Origin of the sequence: Herbaspirillum sp. DW155 (assembly GCF_037076565.1) — a bacterium.
GTDB lineage: Bacteria > Pseudomonadota > Gammaproteobacteria > Burkholderiales > Burkholderiaceae_D > Herbaspirillum.
In genome coordinates, this window is the sequence record NZ_AP029028.1 from 4,475,904 (window position 1) to 4,491,037 (window position 15,134).

Annotated in this window: 10 protein-coding genes and 1 tRNA gene; 4 read left to right on the forward strand and 7 right to left on the reverse strand. The window is 61.7% G+C overall.

What is annotated here, in order from left to right; all coding sequences use genetic code 11:
* The first annotated feature begins 24 nt into the window (after positions 1-24).
* From AACH55_RS20295 to AACH55_RS20305, 3 genes are all read left to right on the forward strand, one after another.
* Positions 25-101 (forward strand) — tRNA-Gln (locus tag AACH55_RS20295).
* Between the two features lie 129 nt (positions 102-230).
* A complete protein-coding gene (locus tag AACH55_RS20300; protein WP_013235852.1) occupies positions 231-1,181 on the forward strand; it encodes a ribose-phosphate pyrophosphokinase in 951 nt (316 codons plus the stop codon).
* A 136-nt stretch (positions 1,182-1,317) separates the two neighbouring features.
* Positions 1,318-1,926, forward strand: a complete 609-nt coding sequence (locus AACH55_RS20305) for a 50S ribosomal protein L25/general stress protein Ctc (protein WP_338716429.1) — start codon at positions 1,318-1,320, stop codon at positions 1,924-1,926.
* A 91-nt stretch (positions 1,927-2,017) separates the two neighbouring features.
* Here the strand turns inward: AACH55_RS20305 and AACH55_RS20310 are convergent, their stop codons facing one another.
* The 6 genes from AACH55_RS20310 to AACH55_RS20335 all read right to left on the reverse strand — a co-directional run bounded on the left by AACH55_RS20310 (position 2,018) and on the right by AACH55_RS20335 (position 12,690).
* Positions 2,018-3,817 carry a M61 family metallopeptidase gene (locus tag AACH55_RS20310; protein ID WP_338716430.1) on the reverse strand — a complete coding sequence of 600 codons (1,800 nt, stop codon included), beginning with the start codon at positions 3,815-3,817 and terminating at the stop codon, positions 2,018-2,020.
* Between the two features lie 196 nt (positions 3,818-4,013).
* Entirely contained in the window at positions 4,014-5,477 is a 1,464-nt protein-coding gene (locus AACH55_RS20315; RefSeq protein ID WP_338716431.1) for a glutamate synthase subunit beta, read from the reverse strand.
* A 106-nt stretch (positions 5,478-5,583) separates the two neighbouring features.
* A complete protein-coding gene (locus AACH55_RS20320; RefSeq protein ID WP_338716432.1) occupies positions 5,584-10,260 on the reverse strand; it encodes a glutamate synthase-related protein in 4,677 nt (1,558 codons plus the stop codon).
* A 185-nt stretch (positions 10,261-10,445) separates the two neighbouring features.
* Complete coding sequence (locus tag AACH55_RS20325; protein WP_338716433.1) at positions 10,446-11,177, reverse strand: transposase; 732 nt, start codon at positions 11,175-11,177, stop codon at positions 10,446-10,448.
* Between the two features lie 173 nt (positions 11,178-11,350).
* Entirely contained in the window at positions 11,351-12,325 is a 975-nt protein-coding gene (locus AACH55_RS20330) for a TerC family protein (protein WP_338716434.1), read from the reverse strand.
* A gap of 68 nt (positions 12,326-12,393) precedes the next feature.
* Entirely contained in the window at positions 12,394-12,690 is a 297-nt protein-coding gene (locus AACH55_RS20335) for a zf-TFIIB domain-containing protein (protein WP_338716435.1), read from the reverse strand.
* Positions 12,691-12,856: 166 nt separating this feature from the next.
* Between AACH55_RS20335 and nhaR the strand changes: the two genes are divergently transcribed.
* Positions 12,857-13,807 (forward strand): transcriptional activator NhaR, encoded by a 951-nt coding sequence (nhaR, locus tag AACH55_RS20340; RefSeq protein WP_338716436.1) that lies wholly within the window; start codon positions 12,857-12,859, stop codon positions 13,805-13,807.
* 386 nt (positions 13,808-14,193) lie between these two features.
* Here the strand turns inward: nhaR and AACH55_RS20345 are convergent, their stop codons facing one another.
* Positions 14,194-15,057, reverse strand: a complete 864-nt coding sequence (locus AACH55_RS20345) for a LysR substrate-binding domain-containing protein (RefSeq protein ID WP_338716437.1) — start codon at positions 15,055-15,057, stop codon at positions 14,194-14,196.
* Positions 15,058-15,134 lie beyond the last annotated feature (77 nt).

A 15,134-nucleotide genomic window follows, 5' to 3' on the forward strand; every position in this document is an offset into this window, starting at 1 on the left:
GATACGGCAAACAGCAAGTTGCGTAGGGGAATCGCCAAGCTGGTTAAGGCACCGGATTTTGATTCCGGCATTCCAAGGTTCGAATCCTTGTTCCCCTGCCATTTAATTCGGACAGGCCTTTCGTTCAGGCCCGGGTCCAGTCAGAAAAATAAGCCGTCAATGTGAGACTGATCAGGTCAAGCGTTGTCGGCTTTTCGACTTTTTAACGATTGCATTCCAGGGATACCCACATGGCACTTGAGAACCTGATGGTTTTTACGGGCAACGCCAACCCCGAACTGGCGCGCGGCGTCGCTGAGAAACTCGGTATCCCGCTGGGCAAGGCCAACGTTTCCAAGTTCTCCGATGGCGAAGTCATGGTCGAGATCAATGAAAACGTTCGCGGCAAGGACGTCTTCGTGCTGCAGTCCACCTGCGCACCGACCAATGACAACCTGATGGAAATCATGATCATGGTCGATGCCTTGAAGCGCGCATCGGCCGGTCGCATCACCGCCGCCATCCCCTACTACGGCTATGCCCGCCAGGATCGCCGCCCGCGTTCGGCACGGGTGGCCATCTCGGCCAAGGTCGTGGCCAACATGCTGCAGGAAGCCGGCGTCGAGCGCGTCCTGATCATGGATCTGCACGCAGACCAGATCCAGGGCTTCTTCGATATCCCGGTGGACAACATCTACGCTTCACCCATCCTCTTGGGCGATCTGGTCAACAAGAACTACGAAGACCTGCTGGTGGTCTCGCCCGACGTGGGTGGCGTGGTGCGCGCACGTGCGCTGGCCAAGCGCCTGAACTGCGACCTGGCCATCATCGACAAGCGCCGTCCGAAGGCCAACGTCTCCGAGGTGATGAACATCATCGGTGAAGTCGAAGGCCGCAACTGCGTCATCATGGACGACATGGTGGACACCGCCGGCACCCTGACCAAGGCGGCTGAAGTGCTCAAGGAACGCGGCGCCAAGAAGGTCGTGGCCTACTGTACGCACCCGGTGCTGTCGGGTCCGGCCATCGAGCGCATCGCCAATTCGCCGCTGGACGAACTGGTGGTCACTGACACCATTCCGCTCTCGCCCGCTGCACGCGGCTGCCCGAAGGTGCGTCAGCTGACCTGCGCCGACCTGCTGGCCGAGACCTTCAAGCGCATCACCAAGGGTGACTCGGTGATGTCGCTGTTTGCTGAATAAGATTTGCATTCGCCTCGCTGCGGTTTTCCGTGGCGAGGTTTTTTCGTATTCCCTGGTCGCGGGGAATATTTACCACACGGGGCAACCGTCGCTTCATTGATGCAACGACGAGCCCCGCCAACTTTGGAGTTATCAAATGAAAGTGATCGCCTTTCCGCGTAATGAACAGGGCACCGGAGCGAGCCGCCGCCTGCGTCGCGCGGGTCAAACCCCGGGTATCGTCTACGGTGGCACCGCTGCCCCGACCAACATCGCTGTTGACCACAACGCGCTGTATCATGCCCTGAAGAAGGAAACCTTCCACTCGTCCATCCTGGACCTGGAAATCGAAGGCAAGGTCGAGCAAGTGCTGCTGCGTGACTTCCAAGTCCACGCTTACAAGCAACTGGTCCTGCACGTTGACTTCCAGCGCGTGGACGCTTCCCAGAAGCTGCACACCAAGGTGCCCCTGCACTTCGTGAACGCTGAAATCTCGCCGGCCGTCAAGCTGCACGGCGGCATCATCAGCCACGTCGCTGCTGAACTGGACGTGACCTGCCTGCCGAAGAACCTGCCCGAGTTCATCGAAGTCGACCTGTCCAAGCTGGACGTCGGCCAGTCGATCCACCTGGGCGACCTGAAGCTGCCCAACGGCGTGACCGCCGTGACCCAGGAAAACCTGACCATCGCCACCGCCACCGTGCCGGCTGGTCAAGTGGCCGCTGAAGGTGAAGCTGCTGCAGGCGGCGCTGAAGAAGCCAAGTAATCCGCTTTTTCCGCTGCAAGAAAAAACCGCCAATTTGCGTTGGCGGTTTTTTTTCGTCTGGCGTTATGGCGCCGGGCGTCGACGCATCACATCAGCGGCCCTTCAGCGTGAGCCACGCCAGACGCTGGCGTACCACTGCCACCGGTTTGCCCATGGCCCTGAGGCTGACCTGCGGGGCGCTATCGGCCTTGAGCCTGAGGCTGAACTCCATCAGCTCGTCACGACGAAAAGCGTGGATACGCACGGTGTCATTGAGACGATAGCGCGCCAGCAAACCGTCCGGCCCCGAGGCCGGCACGCGCAGGCCGTCGATGGCGACCAGCCTGTCACCGGCCGACAATCCCGCCTGCATCGCCGGACCGCCTTCATACACGGCCGCCAGCTTGGCATCGCCGCCCTCCTTGCCGATGCGCGCACCGAGCCAGGGCTTGGCATCTGCAGGCAGGCTGGCATCGTAGACGACACCGAAGGCCGGCAACAAATCTTCCAGCGGCACATCCTCGGTGCCAAGGATATGGCGGTCATAAAAGCGCTTCAGGTCGGCGCCGCTCAACTCTTCCATCACGGCCAGGATCTCGTCTTCGGCTACGCCCTGCTGCCTGCCGCTGTAGAAGTCGCGCCCGTAGCGCGTCCACAGGCCGCGCATCACGTCATCCAGCGAGCGGCGGCCACGGGTCTGGGTGCGGATGCTCAGGTCCAGTCCCAGTGCCACCAGCGAACCCTTGGTGTAGTAGCTGACGATGGCATTGCTGGCGTTTTCATCCTGGCGGTAATACTTGACCCAGGCATCGAAGCTGGACTCCGCCACGCTCTGCTTCTTGCGACCGCTGCCGCGCAGCACGCCGGTGATGGTCTTGCCGACCAGCTTGAGGTAATTGTCGGTATCGATGACGCCGGTACGTACCAGGAACAAATCGTCGTAATAGCTGGTGAAGCCCTCGAAGAGCCACAGCAGCGAGGTGTAATTTTCCTGGCGCAGATCGTAGGGTGCGAATACCGCCGGCTTGATGCGCTTGACGTTCCAGGTATGGAAATACTCATGGCTGCACAAGCCCAGGTAGGTGCGGTAGCCATCGGTCTGCTCCGGCTTGCCCTTGACCGGCAGGTCGGCGCGCGAGCAGATCAGCGCGGTCGATGCGCGATGTTCAAGACCGCCATAGCCATCGCCCACGGCCAGCGTCATGAAGACGTAGCGATCCATCGGTGCGCGCTTGCTGCGCGGCTCGAAGAAGGCGATCTGCGCCTCACAGATCTTCTTGAGATCGTCGCACAGGCGCGCCAGGTCGAGATTAGGCACACGACCGGTGACGACCACATCATGTGGCACGCCATGCGCCTGGAAAGTGGCGAGGGCGAAATCGCCGATCTCCACCGGATGATCGATCAGCTCATCATAGTTCTGTGCCACATAGGTGCCGAAGCCATAGCGCCTGGCCTTGAGTTCGGGCAACGCCGTGGCCACGCGCCAGCGCTTGAAATCCTCCCCTTCCGGACGGACGATCTCCACCACGTGCTCGCCTTCTTCAAAGCCATGCGCCGCCAGGAAGACACTGGTGCCATTGAAGAAGCCGTGGGTGCGATCCAGATGCGCGGTACGCACCGAGAGATCCCAGGCATACACCTGATAGTGCAGCGTGAGCGCGCCCTTGCAGGGAGCGGCTTGCCAGGTGTGCTTGTCGCGCTTCCTGACGACCACCTTGCGGCCATTGGATTGGCCGCGCAGCTGGACGATGTTCTTGCCGAATTCGCGGATCATGTAGCTGCCCGGAATCCAGGCCGGCAGCGAGAAGACCTGGCCATCGGCGGCCGGGGCATCGACGGTGACGCTGACGTCGTAGAGGTGGGAAGCTGGATCGAGGGAAGTGATGCGGTAGCGGATCGGGGTTGCCATTGCAATGTGCGGTAGGGATGGTGCCGGCCAGCGGCGATGGGCCATTTTACACGCGCTGCCGCGCAACATGGGGCGCGGGCCACGGACGAAAAAAAACCGGACCGGCTTGCGCCGGCCCGGGGTCCAGGGTCACACGAACTGCAAACTAACTTTTTAAATCATATAAATCATTTACAGACGGCTGGAAGCGCGCCGATCAGCGCGGCAGCAGTGAAGAACCCATCAGGAACTCATCCACCGCACGTGCGCACTGGCGGCCTTCGCGGATCGCCCACACCACCAGCGACTGGCCACGGCGCATGTCGCCGGCGGCGAAGACCTTCTCCACCGAGGTCTTGTAGCAGCCTTCGCCATCGGTGGTGGCCTTGGCGTTGCCGCGCGCATCCTTCTCGACGCCGAAGGCATCGAGCACCTGCTGCACCGGCGAGACGAAGCCCATGGCCAGCAGCACCAGGTCGGCCTTGATTTCGAATTCCGAATCGGGCACTTCGACCATCTTGCCGTCCTTGAACTCGACGCGTGCGGCGATGAGCTTCTCGACCTTGCCGCCCTTGCCTTCCAGACGCTTGGTGGTGACCGCGAAGTCACGCTGGCAACCTTCCTCGTGCGAGGAAGAAGTGCGCAGCTTGATCGGCCAGTAGGGCCAGACCAGCGGCTTGTTTTCGGACTCGGGCGGCTGCGGCATCAGTTCAAACTGGGTCACCGAAGCGGCACCGTGACGATTGGAAGTACCCACGCAGTCCGAACCGGTGTCGCCACCGCCGATGACGACCACGTTCTTGCCGGTGGCCATGATCTGGTTCTTGAGCTTGTCGCCGGCATTGACCTTGTTCTGCAGCGGCAGGAAATCCATGGCGAAATGCACGCCCTTCAGTTCGCGGCCCGGCACCGGCAGGTCACGCGGGGACTCGGCGCCACCGGCGATGATCACCGCATCGAATTCCTTCTTCAGTTCTTCGGGGGTGACGGTTTCCTTGGACCAGTTGTTGACGGTCTCGGGGAAATCCTTGCCGACGAAGACACCGGTGCGGAAGCTCACGCCTTCGGCCTTCATCTGTTCCACGCGCAGGTCGATGTGCGACTTTTCCATCTTGAAGTCAGGGATGCCATAACGCAGCAGGCCGCCGACGCGATCATTCTTTTCGAACACGGTCACGTCGTGACCGGCGCGCGCCAGCTGCTGGGCTGCGGCCAGGCCGGCAGGACCGGAACCGACCACGGCGACCTTCTTGCCGGTCTTCACCGAAGCCGGTTGCGGCACCACCCAGCCGTTTTCCCAGCCCTTGTCGATGATGAAGTGCTCGATCGACTTGATGCCCACGGCGTCGTTGTTGATGCCCAGGGTGCAGGCGGCTTCGCACGGTGCCGGGCAGATGCGGCCGGTGAACTCGGGGAAGTTGTTGGTCTGGTGCAGGGTATCCAGGGCTTCCTTGTAGTTGCCGCGATACACCAGGTCATTCCAGTCGGGAATGATGTTGTTGACCGGGCAGCCGTTGTTGCAGAAGGGGATGCCGCAGTCCATGCAACGCGCGCCCTGGATCTTGGCGTCGGCGTCGCTCAAGTGCAGGACGAACTCCTTGTAATGCTTGGTACGCGCGGCAGGCGCCTCGCTGGCCTCTTTCAGGCGCTGGTACTCCATGAAACCGGTTGCTTTTCCCATTTTCCTCTCACATTCTCGCTAAGGATGCGGCGGGCTGCGCTCTCACTCTGGGTGGCGCCACGCCCGCCGGCGTGCTTGATTGATTAGTCCGATCACTGCCTGAAGATCAGGCGGCGACCTTTTCCTTCTTCGTTTCGGCAGCGGCGGCCAGTTCGGCCAGCGCACGCTTGTACTCGGTCGGGAACACCTTGACGAACTTGGCGCGCGACGCCGCCCAGTTATCCAGCAGGTAGCGCGCACGCGTGCTGCCGGTGTACTTGAAGTGGCGTTCAATCAAGCCGCGCAGGATGGCTTCGTCGGTCTGGCGTTCGCCACCGCGCTGCAGGCTGTGCCAGATGTCGCGGCCCAGGGTCTGCTCCTGCTCGGTGTCGGACAAGACCTTCTCCAGGCTGACCATAGCGGTATTGCACTTGCCGGCGAAATCGCCTTCCGGGTCATACACGTAAGCGATACCACCCGACATGCCCGCTGCGAAGTTGCGGCCGGTATTGCCCAGCACCACCACGGTGCCGCCGGTCATGTATTCGCAACCGTGGTCGCCCGTGCCTTCCACCACCGCAGTGGCGCCGGAGTTACGCACGGCAAAACGCTCGCCAGCCACGCCGTTGATGAAGGCTTCACCGCTGATGGCACCGTACAGGACGGTATTGCCGGAGATCATGTTGTCCACGGCACGGCCACGGAACTCGGTGTTGGGACGCACGATGATGCGGCCACCCGACAAGCCCTTGCCCACGTAGTCGTTGCCTTCACCGACCAGATCCAGGGTCACGCCCTTGGCCAGGAAGGCGCCGGCGGACTGGCCTGCGGTCCCTTGCAGCTGGATGTGGATGGTGTCGTCCGGCAGGCCTTCATCGCCGTAACGCTTGGCCACTTCACCCGAGAGCATGGCGCCGACGGTGCGGTTGAGGTTCTTGATCGGGGAGATGAAGGAGACCTTCTCGCCCTTCTCCAGCGCGATCTTGGCTTGCGCGATGAGTTTGTGGTCCAGTGCCTTGTCCAGGCCGTGGTCTTGCACATCGGTGTGGTACACCGGCAGCTTCGACTCGGGCTGATGGAAGATGCGGCTGAAGTCCAGACCCTTGGCCTTCCAGTGGGCAATCGCCTTGGAACGGTCCAGCAGGTCGGCACGGCCGATCAGGTCGTCGAACTTGCGGATGCCCAGCTGAGCCATGATCTGGCGCGCTTCTTCGGCGATGAAGAAGAAGAAGTTGACCACGTGTTCCGGCTTGCCGGAGAACTTGGCGCGCAGCACCGGATCTTGCGTCGCCACGCCCACCGGGCAGGTGTTCAGGTGGCACTTGCGCATCATGATGCAGCCTTCGACCACCAGCGGCGCAGTGGCGAAACCGAATTCGTCCGCGCCCAGCATGGCGCCGATCACGACGTCGCGGCCGGTCTTCATCTGGCCGTCAGCCTGCACGCGGATGCGGTTGCGCAGGCCGTTCAGGACCAGGGTCTGCTGGGTTTCAGCCAGGCCCAGTTCCCACGGCGAACCGGCGTGCTTGATCGAGGACAGCGGCGAGGCACCGGTACCGCCATCGTGACCGGCGATGACCACGTGATCCGACTTGGCCTTGGCCACGCCGGCAGCCACGGTACCGACACCCACTTCAGAGACCAGCTTGACCGAGATGGAAGCGCGCGGGTTGACGTTCTTCAGGTCGTGGATCAGCTGGGCCAGATCCTCGATGGAGTAGATGTCATGGTGCGGCGGCGGCGAGATCAGGCCCACGCCCGGCACCGACACGCGCAGCTTGGCGATGTATTCCGAGACCTTGTGGCCGGGCAGTTGGCCGCCTTCGCCGGGCTTGGCGCCCTGGGCCATCTTGATCTGGATCTGGTCGGCCGAGATCAGGTATTCGGCGGAGACACCGAAACGGCCCGAGGCCACCTGCTTGATGCGCGAGCGCAGCGAGTCGCCTTCCTGCAGGGGGATGTCGACTTCGATGTGTTCCTTGCCGATTTCCGAAGCCAGGGTCGCGCCTTGCTTGATGGGGATGCCCTTCAACTCGTTGCGATAACGGTTGACGTCTTCACCACCTTCGCCGGTGTTGGACTTGCCGCCGATACGGTTCATGGCGATAGCCAGCGTGGCGTGGGCTTCGGTCGAGATCGAGCCCAGCGACATGGCGCCGGTGGCGAAGCGCTTGACGATTTCCTTGGCCGGTTCCACTTCATCGATCGAGATCGCCTTGGACGGGTCGATCTTGAATTCGAACAGGCCGCGCAGCGTCATATGGCGCTTGGACTGGTCGTTGATGATCTGGGCGTATTCCTTGTAGGTGTTGTAGCTGTTCGAACGGGTCGAGTGCTGCAGCTTGGCGATCGCGTCCGGGGTCCACATGTGCTCTTCGCCACGGATGCGGAAGGCGTATTCGCCACCGGCGTCCAGTGCATTGGCCAGCACCGGGTCGGCGCTGAAGGCGGCGGTATGCAGGCGCAGCGCTTCTTCGGCCACTTCGAACACGCCGATGCCTTCGACGTTGGAGGCGGTGCCCTTGAAATACTTGTCCACCAGCGCCTTCGACAGACCGATGGCTTCGAAGATCTGCGCGCCGCAGTAGGACATGTAGGTCGAGATGCCCATCTTGGACATGACCTTCAGCAAGCCCTTGCCGATTGCCTTCTGGAAGTTGTAGATGGCCTTTTCCGGCGACAGGTCGCCCGGCAGACCCTTGGCCATGTCGGCCAGGGTGTCCATCGCCAGGTAGGGGTGGATCGCTTCGGCGCCATAACCTGCCAGCAGGGCGAAGTGGTGCGTTTCGCGGGCCGAGCCGGTTTCCACCACCAGGCCGGTGGAGGTGCGCAGGCCCTTGCTGACCAGGTGCTGGTGGATGGCCGAAGTCGCCAGCAGTGCCGGGATCGGCAGCTGCTCGGCATCGACCTTGCGGTCCGAGATGATCAGGATGTTGTGGCCCGACTTGACCGCATCGACCGCCTTGGCGCACAGCGAAGCCAGGCGCGCTTCGATGCCTTCCTTGCCCCAGGCGACGGGATAGCAGATGTTCAGTTCGTAGGACTTGAACTTGCCGCCGCTGTGCGCGCTGATGTTGCGCAGCTTGGCGATGTCGTCGTAGTCCAGCACCGGCTGCGATACTTCCAGACGCATCGGCGGGTTGATGTTGTTGGTGTCCAGCAGGTTGGGCTTGGGACCGATGAAGGACACCAGCGACATGACCAGCGCTTCGCGGATCGGGTCGATGGGCGGGTTGGTCACCTGCGCGAACAGCTGGCGGAAGTAGTTGTACAGCGGCTTGTTCTTGTTGGACATGACCGCCAGCGGCGAGTCATTGCCCATGGAGCCGATGGCTTCCTCGCCACCGCTGGCCATGGGGGCCATCAGGAACTTGACGTCTTCCTGGGTGTAGCCGAAGACCTGCTGCAGGTCCAGCAGCTTCAGGGACGACGACGGCTGACGCGGCTCTTCCTTCAGCTCGTCCAGCTTGACGCGCACCGAGTTGATCCACTGCTTGTAGGGCTTGGCGTTGGCGTAGGTGTCCTTGAGTTCCTTGTCGTCGATGATGCGGCCGGCGTCCAGGTCGATCAGGAACATCTTGCCCGGCTGCAGGCGCCACTTCTGGATGATCTTGGATTCGGGAATCGGCAGCACGCCGGATTCGGAAGCCATCACCACCAGGTCGTCATCGGTGACGATGTAGCGCGCCGGACGCAGGCCGTTGCGGTCCAGCGTGCCGCCGATGTGGCGACCGTCGGTGAAGGCCAGCGCAGCGGGGCCGTCCCACGGTTCCATCATGGCGGCGTGGTATTCGTAGAAGGCGCGGCGGTTGTCGTCCATCGAAGTGTGGTTTTCCCAGGCTTCGGGCACCATCATCATCATCGCCTGCGGCAGCGGATAGCCGGCCATGACCAGCAGTTCCAGCGCGTTGTCGAAGCTGGCGGTATCGGACTGGCCTTCATAGATCAGCGGGAACAGCTTCTTCAGGTCCGAACCCAGCACGGCCGACTGCATCACGCCTTCGCGGGCGCGCATCCAGTTGAAGTTGCCCTTGACGGTGTTGATTTCGCCGTTGTGGGCGATCAGGCGGTACGGGTGGGCCAGCGGCCATTCCGGGAAGGTGTTGGTGGAGAAGCGCTGGTGCACCAGGGCCAGGGCCGAGACGCAGCGCTCGTCCTGCAGGTCCTTGTAGTACACGCCAACCTGGTCGGCCAGCAGCAGGCCCTTGTAGACCACGGTGCGGGCCGACATCGAGGGCACGAAGAATTCCTTGCCATGCAACAGGTTCAGCGCCTGGATGGCGTGGCCGGAAGACTTGCGGATCACGTACAGCTTGCGTTCCAGCGCGTCGGTGACCATCACGTCCGGACCACGGCCGATGAAGATCTGGCGGATCACCGGCTCTTTTTCGCGCACGGTGGGGGACATCGGCATGTCGCGGTCCACCGGGACATCGCGCCAGCCCAGCACGATCTGGCCTTCGGCCAGCACCGCGCGTTCGATTTCCTGTTCACAGGCAATGCGGGAAGCGTTTTCCTTGGGCAGGAAGATCATGCCCACGCCGTATTCACCGGGCGGCGGCAGGTCCACGCCCTGCTTGGCCATCTCTTCACGGTAATACTGGTCGGGGATCTGGATCAGGATACCGGCACCGTCACCCATCAACGGGTCGGCACCGACCGCACCCCGGTGATCCAGGTTCTTCAGAATGAGCAAACCCTGGTCAACGATGGAATGGGATTTCTTGCCCTTGATGTGGGCGATGAAACCGACGCCACAGGCGTCATGTTCATTTGCTGGGTCGTAAAGGCCTTGCGCGTGCATAACGGTACTCCACCACATTGACAGTAAGGATTTGAAGAATAGTGCACTGCACCCAATAGTTCAATAAAAATAATTAGGGTCTGAGTCCAATTTAAATCCCCAAGATTTTCAGGATTTTTTAATTGGGGACAGAGCAATGCACCGCGGATTCAAGTCATTGATTACAAAGACTTATTTTTGAAACCCTACGATTCTTGCCGTGCGGCTACGTCTTCCGCCTCGGCCGCCGTGCGGACGGCAGCCGGGCGGCCGCGCTTGGCCGGACTGACGCGCCGGTGGGTCTGGCGTTCCAGCCCCTGCTTGAAACCTTCCGAACCCAGCGCCCAACCCTTGAGCGTGGCATCGGTGATGCGCTCCACTTCGGCGCGCGCCAGTCCCTCTTCGGTGAGCTGGCGATAGGCGATCTCGCGATCAAAGGGAGTGTTGCCAATCGACCAATATTGAGGATGGTCAGTGATCAGGCCATCCTGCTTGGCGCCGATGTGATGCATGTAGCTGGACCAGGGGTAATCCCCCGGGCTGACTGTCAGGCCGTTGCGCACGGGGTTCAGCTCGATGTAGCGGCAGATGGCCAGCAGGTAGAGTTCGGCGTCGATGACGGTGGCGCGGTAGCGCCCCTGCCACAGCGTGCCGCTGCGTCCATGCTTCTGGTTGAAATACGGGACGTAGTGGCGCCCTACCCACTGCATCATCCGTGCCAGGCCCTGGTCATCGGACGGCGTGGCCAGCAGGTGCAGGTGATCCGGCATGAGCACGTAGGCGTGCACGGCCACCTTGAATTGCCTTGCGGCATCCTTGAGCCAGCCCAGGAAGGCCAGGTGGTCATCGGCATCGCGGAAGATGACCAGGCCATCATGGCCGCGCTGGATGATGTGGTGCGGCTGGTGCGGAACGACGAGTCGGGGAAGGCGGGCCATGGCAGACACTGCAAACCTGAAGAATGGGAGCGGACATTCTAATGCACTCCGTCCCCAATAAACATGCGATGCCCAATTTGCATGGAATCGCAAGAAACTTCACCTGTGCATAAAAAAACCGGCCAGATTGCTCCGACCGGTCAAGCCCCACGGTGAATTCTTCACAGGTGCCGTCAGGCGGCGTTTTCCTTGGCCTTGTCCTTGCTCAGCACCAGGCTGGCGATGATGGAAACCAGCAGGATGCTGCCCACGATGGACAACGACACCAGCACCGGCACGTGGAACCAGTAGGAGGCCAGCATCTTGCCGCCCACGAACAGCAGCACCAGGGCCAGGCCATACTTGAGCAGGTGGAAGCGCTCTGCCGAATCGGCCAGCAGGAAGTACAGCGCACGCAGACCCATGATGGCGAACATGTTCGAGGTGAAGACGATGAACGGATCCTTGGTGATGGCGAAGATGGCCGGGATGCTGTCCACCGCGAAGATCACGTCGGAAATCTCGATCAGCAGCAGCACCAGCATCAGCGGGGTGAAATAGCGCACGCCATTGATGCGGGTGGTGAAGTTTTCGCCGTCGTAGTCGTTGCTGATCTTCATATGGCCGCGCAGCCAGCGCAGCAGCGGGTTGTCGCTCAGGTCGGCTTCCTTGTCGGCAAAGATCAGCATCTTCACGCCGGTGAACACCAGGAAGGCGCCGAACACATACAGAATCCAGCTGAACTGCGCGATCATCCAGGCGCCCAGCAGGATCATCACGGCGCGCATGACAATGGCACCGATCACACCGTACAGCAGCACCCGGCGCTGCATTTCAGCCGGCACGGCGAAATAGCTGAAGATCATCAGGAACACGAAGATGTTGTCCACCGACAGCGCCTTCTCGATCAGGTAGCCGGAGAGGAACTCGGCGCCCTTCTGGTTGGCGAACTCGCGGCCGACGTTGGCATCGAGGTACCACCACATCAGGCCGGCAAAGAGGAAGGCCAGCGACACCCACACCACCGACCAGGCCAGTGCCTCCCTGGGCGACACCCGGTGGGCATTGCGTCCGCCCAGGGCGAACATGTCCACCGCCAGCATACCCAGCACGAATACGATGAAGCCACCCCACATGGGCAGGCTTGCGAAACTCTCTACACCGTTCACGTCAGACCTCTCTCTTCTTGTTCATCCGCCGGCGGCGGGATCGGTTTTTCGTATTTTGGAAAAAATCTTCAATCGAAGTCGAAGATTTCGCCCAGAAAGCCTTTTTTCTTGCGTTTGTATTCATATCCATGCCCTCCATGCCCGAAGCGGGCATCGTAAGCCGGTGGCGGCGGCGTGTGCATGGCCGGCCGCGCTGCTGGCATGGGAACCGCTGCGTTGGACTGGCTGGCGGCGGAACGTTCGATCAGCTTGTCCAGCTCGCCGCGATCCAGCCACACGCCCCGGCACTGCGGGCAGTAATCGATCTCGATGCCCTGGCGTTCCGAGATCAGCAGGTTGTGAGATGTGCAGACGGGACATTTCATCAGGCTCTCCTCAAAGTCAGGTTTGGCAACGATGCCCGGCGCGTTGACAACTCAAGATCACTACCGGACAAGGCGTCACTTTAGGCCAAAGCCTGATGAATGAAAATTCGAATATTTTGAGATAATCCTTCGGAAAAACCGAAGTATCGCATCAAGGATGATTGCCATGGCCAGCCTCAACTACAAGCATCTTCACTATTTCTGGACGGTCGCCAAGACCGGCGGCGTGGCGCGCGCCAGCGAGCGCCTGCACCTGACGGCGCAGACCATCAGCGGCCAGATCAGCCTGTTCGAGGAATCGCTGGGCTACAAGCTCTTCAAGCGCGTGGGACGGCGGCTGGAACTCAACGACGAAGGCCGCATGGTGTTCGATTACGCCGAACGCATCTTCAGCCTGGGAGAGGAACTGGAAGAAGCGCTGCGCCTGCGCCCCGGTGGACGCACCCTGCAGCTGCGCGTGGGCGTGGCCGATGCCGTGCCCAAGGCGATTGCCTACCTGCTGCTGGAAAGCGCACTGGCCATGCAGGACCCGATCCGCATCATCTGCCGCGAAGGCAAGCTCGACGTGCTGCTGGCCGACCTGGCCATCCACAAGCTGGACATCATCATCGCCGATAGCCCCATGCCGCCCAATGTGGACGTGCGCGGCTACCACCACCTGCTGGGCGAATGCGATACCAGCTTCTTCGCCACCCCCGAGCTGGCGCGGCGCTACCGCAAGGATTTTCCGCGCAGCCTGGACGGTGCTCCCTTCCTGATGCCGGGTGAAGATGCCGCCGTGCGTCCGCGCCTGTTGCGCTGGTTCGAGAAGCAGGGCATCCGCCCCCAGATCACCGGGGAATTCGATGATGGCGCCCTGCTGCTGGCCTTCGGCGACGCCGGCGCCGGCATCTTCGCGGCGCCCACCGCCATTGCCGCGCAGATCCGCAAGCAGTACGGGCTCGTGGAGATCGGCAAGACCGACGCCATCCGCGAGCAGTTCTATGCCATCTCGGTCGAGCGCCGGTTGAGCCATCCGGCCGTGCTGGCGATCCAGACGGCCGCGCGCGGCAACCTGATCGGTGGCAGTACGCCCTCCAGAGGAGGGGTCAGGCAAGCCGGCGCGGAAGAAAAATAGACTCGGATGGCCGTGCCGAAACATTTTCCGTTGACGTCCAAGGAAGAGCTGAAAAAGGCAACATATATGCAATATTAAACATATGAACTCACCAATTCTCGTCGCTGTCAACTTCATGTCAGCTACGTCGTAAATGACGGGAAATGACACATCGGAAATGGGAAGAAAAGCGGCGGGACAAAAGAAAAACCCCACGTCCCTTGCGAGCCGTGGGGTAAATCCCATTCTCGGGGGGGAGAATGGAGGGGGACCTCCAATATAGGGAAAACAACTCCCCGTGACAGCCGTTTTTACAAATGGTTACACCCTGCTCATATGCTGCACGGCAATACATATTTACTGGCACGTGCCTGCATACCCGATGGGGCCGATATGAATCCACTATATCAAAGGCTTGCCGCAAGTAAAGAACGCAGTGCCAGCAAGGCGGCCGAAGTGCGTTCCCGCCGGCTGATAAGGTAGGTGGTGACCCGCCCGTCGCGGCCCAGCAAGTGCGTGGCAAAGCCATGCGGTGCCATCTGCATGGCGATCACCGAACGCGGCACCACCGCCACCCCGGCGCCCGCCGCCACGCAGGCCAGGATGGCGTGATAGGAGGCCAGTTCCAGTATGCGCAGCGGCCCGCCGCCCTTGCCCTGGCGGGCGAACCAGTGTTCGGCATGGCGACGGTAGGCGCAGCCCTGTTCGAAGACGATCAGGGTCTCCAGCCGCACATCGCCGGGCGAGCGCACGCGCGGATGATTGCACGGGGTCACCAGCAGCAGTTCTTCCTTGTACAGGGGCATGGCGGCCAAGGCCGGATCATCGATGGGCCCGGCCACGAGCGCGGCATCGAGCTTGCAGGCCCGTACGCCGGCGATGAGCACGTCGGTCGGCCCCGTCGACAATTCCAGCCGCACTTCCGGCCAGCGCTGGTGGAATTCGGCCAGCGGCGCCGGCAAGCGGCTGGCGGCGGTGCTTTCCATGGAGCCGATGCGCAGCCGCCCGCGCGGGCTTTGCGGCGCGACCACCTGGCGCGCCTCCTGCACCAGATCGAGGATACGTTCGGCGTAATCGAGCAGCGCCTCGCCTGCCGCCGTCAATACCAGCCGGCGCCGGTCGCGCACGAACAGCGGCACGCCGATCGATTCTTCCAGCTGCTTGATGCGCGTGGTGACATTGGACTGCACCCGGTTGAGCCGCTCAGCGGCGCGGGTCACGCCGCCTTCGGCGACGACGGTGCGGAAGATTTCCAGTTCGGCCAGTTCCATGAAGCGCTCCGGGGATGTTCTCAAATCCAGATGAAGTCATCCCGATTATTCATTTTTTGGAATGACCGAAAGACGAT

Bases quoted from the DNA above. Each gene is read 5' to 3' on its own strand.
- AACH55_RS20325 (WP_338716433.1), bottom strand. From the start codon at position 11,177: ATGGCCCGCCTTCCCCGACTCGTCGTTCCGCACCAGCCGCACCACATC.
- AACH55_RS20345 (WP_338716437.1), bottom strand. From the start codon at position 15,057: ATGGAACTGGCCGAACTGGAAATCTTCCGCACCGTCGTCGCCGAAGGC.
- nhaR (WP_338716436.1), top strand. From the start codon at position 12,857: ATGGCCAGCCTCAACTACAAGCATCTTCACTATTTCTGGACGGTCGCC.
- AACH55_RS20300 (WP_013235852.1), top strand. From the start codon at position 231: ATGGCACTTGAGAACCTGATGGTTTTTACGGGCAACGCCAACCCCGAA.
- AACH55_RS20310 (WP_338716430.1), bottom strand. From the start codon at position 3,817: ATGGCAACCCCGATCCGCTACCGCATCACTTCCCTCGATCCAGCTTCC.
- AACH55_RS20335 (WP_338716435.1), bottom strand. From the start codon at position 12,690: ATGAAATGTCCCGTCTGCACATCTCACAACCTGCTGATCTCGGAACGC.
- AACH55_RS20320 (WP_338716432.1), bottom strand. From the start codon at position 10,260: ATGCACGCGCAAGGCCTTTACGACCCAGCAAATGAACATGACGCCTGT.
- AACH55_RS20305 (WP_338716429.1), top strand. From the start codon at position 1,318: ATGAAAGTGATCGCCTTTCCGCGTAATGAACAGGGCACCGGAGCGAGC.
- AACH55_RS20315 (WP_338716431.1), bottom strand. From the start codon at position 5,477: ATGGGAAAAGCAACCGGTTTCATGGAGTACCAGCGCCTGAAAGAGGCC.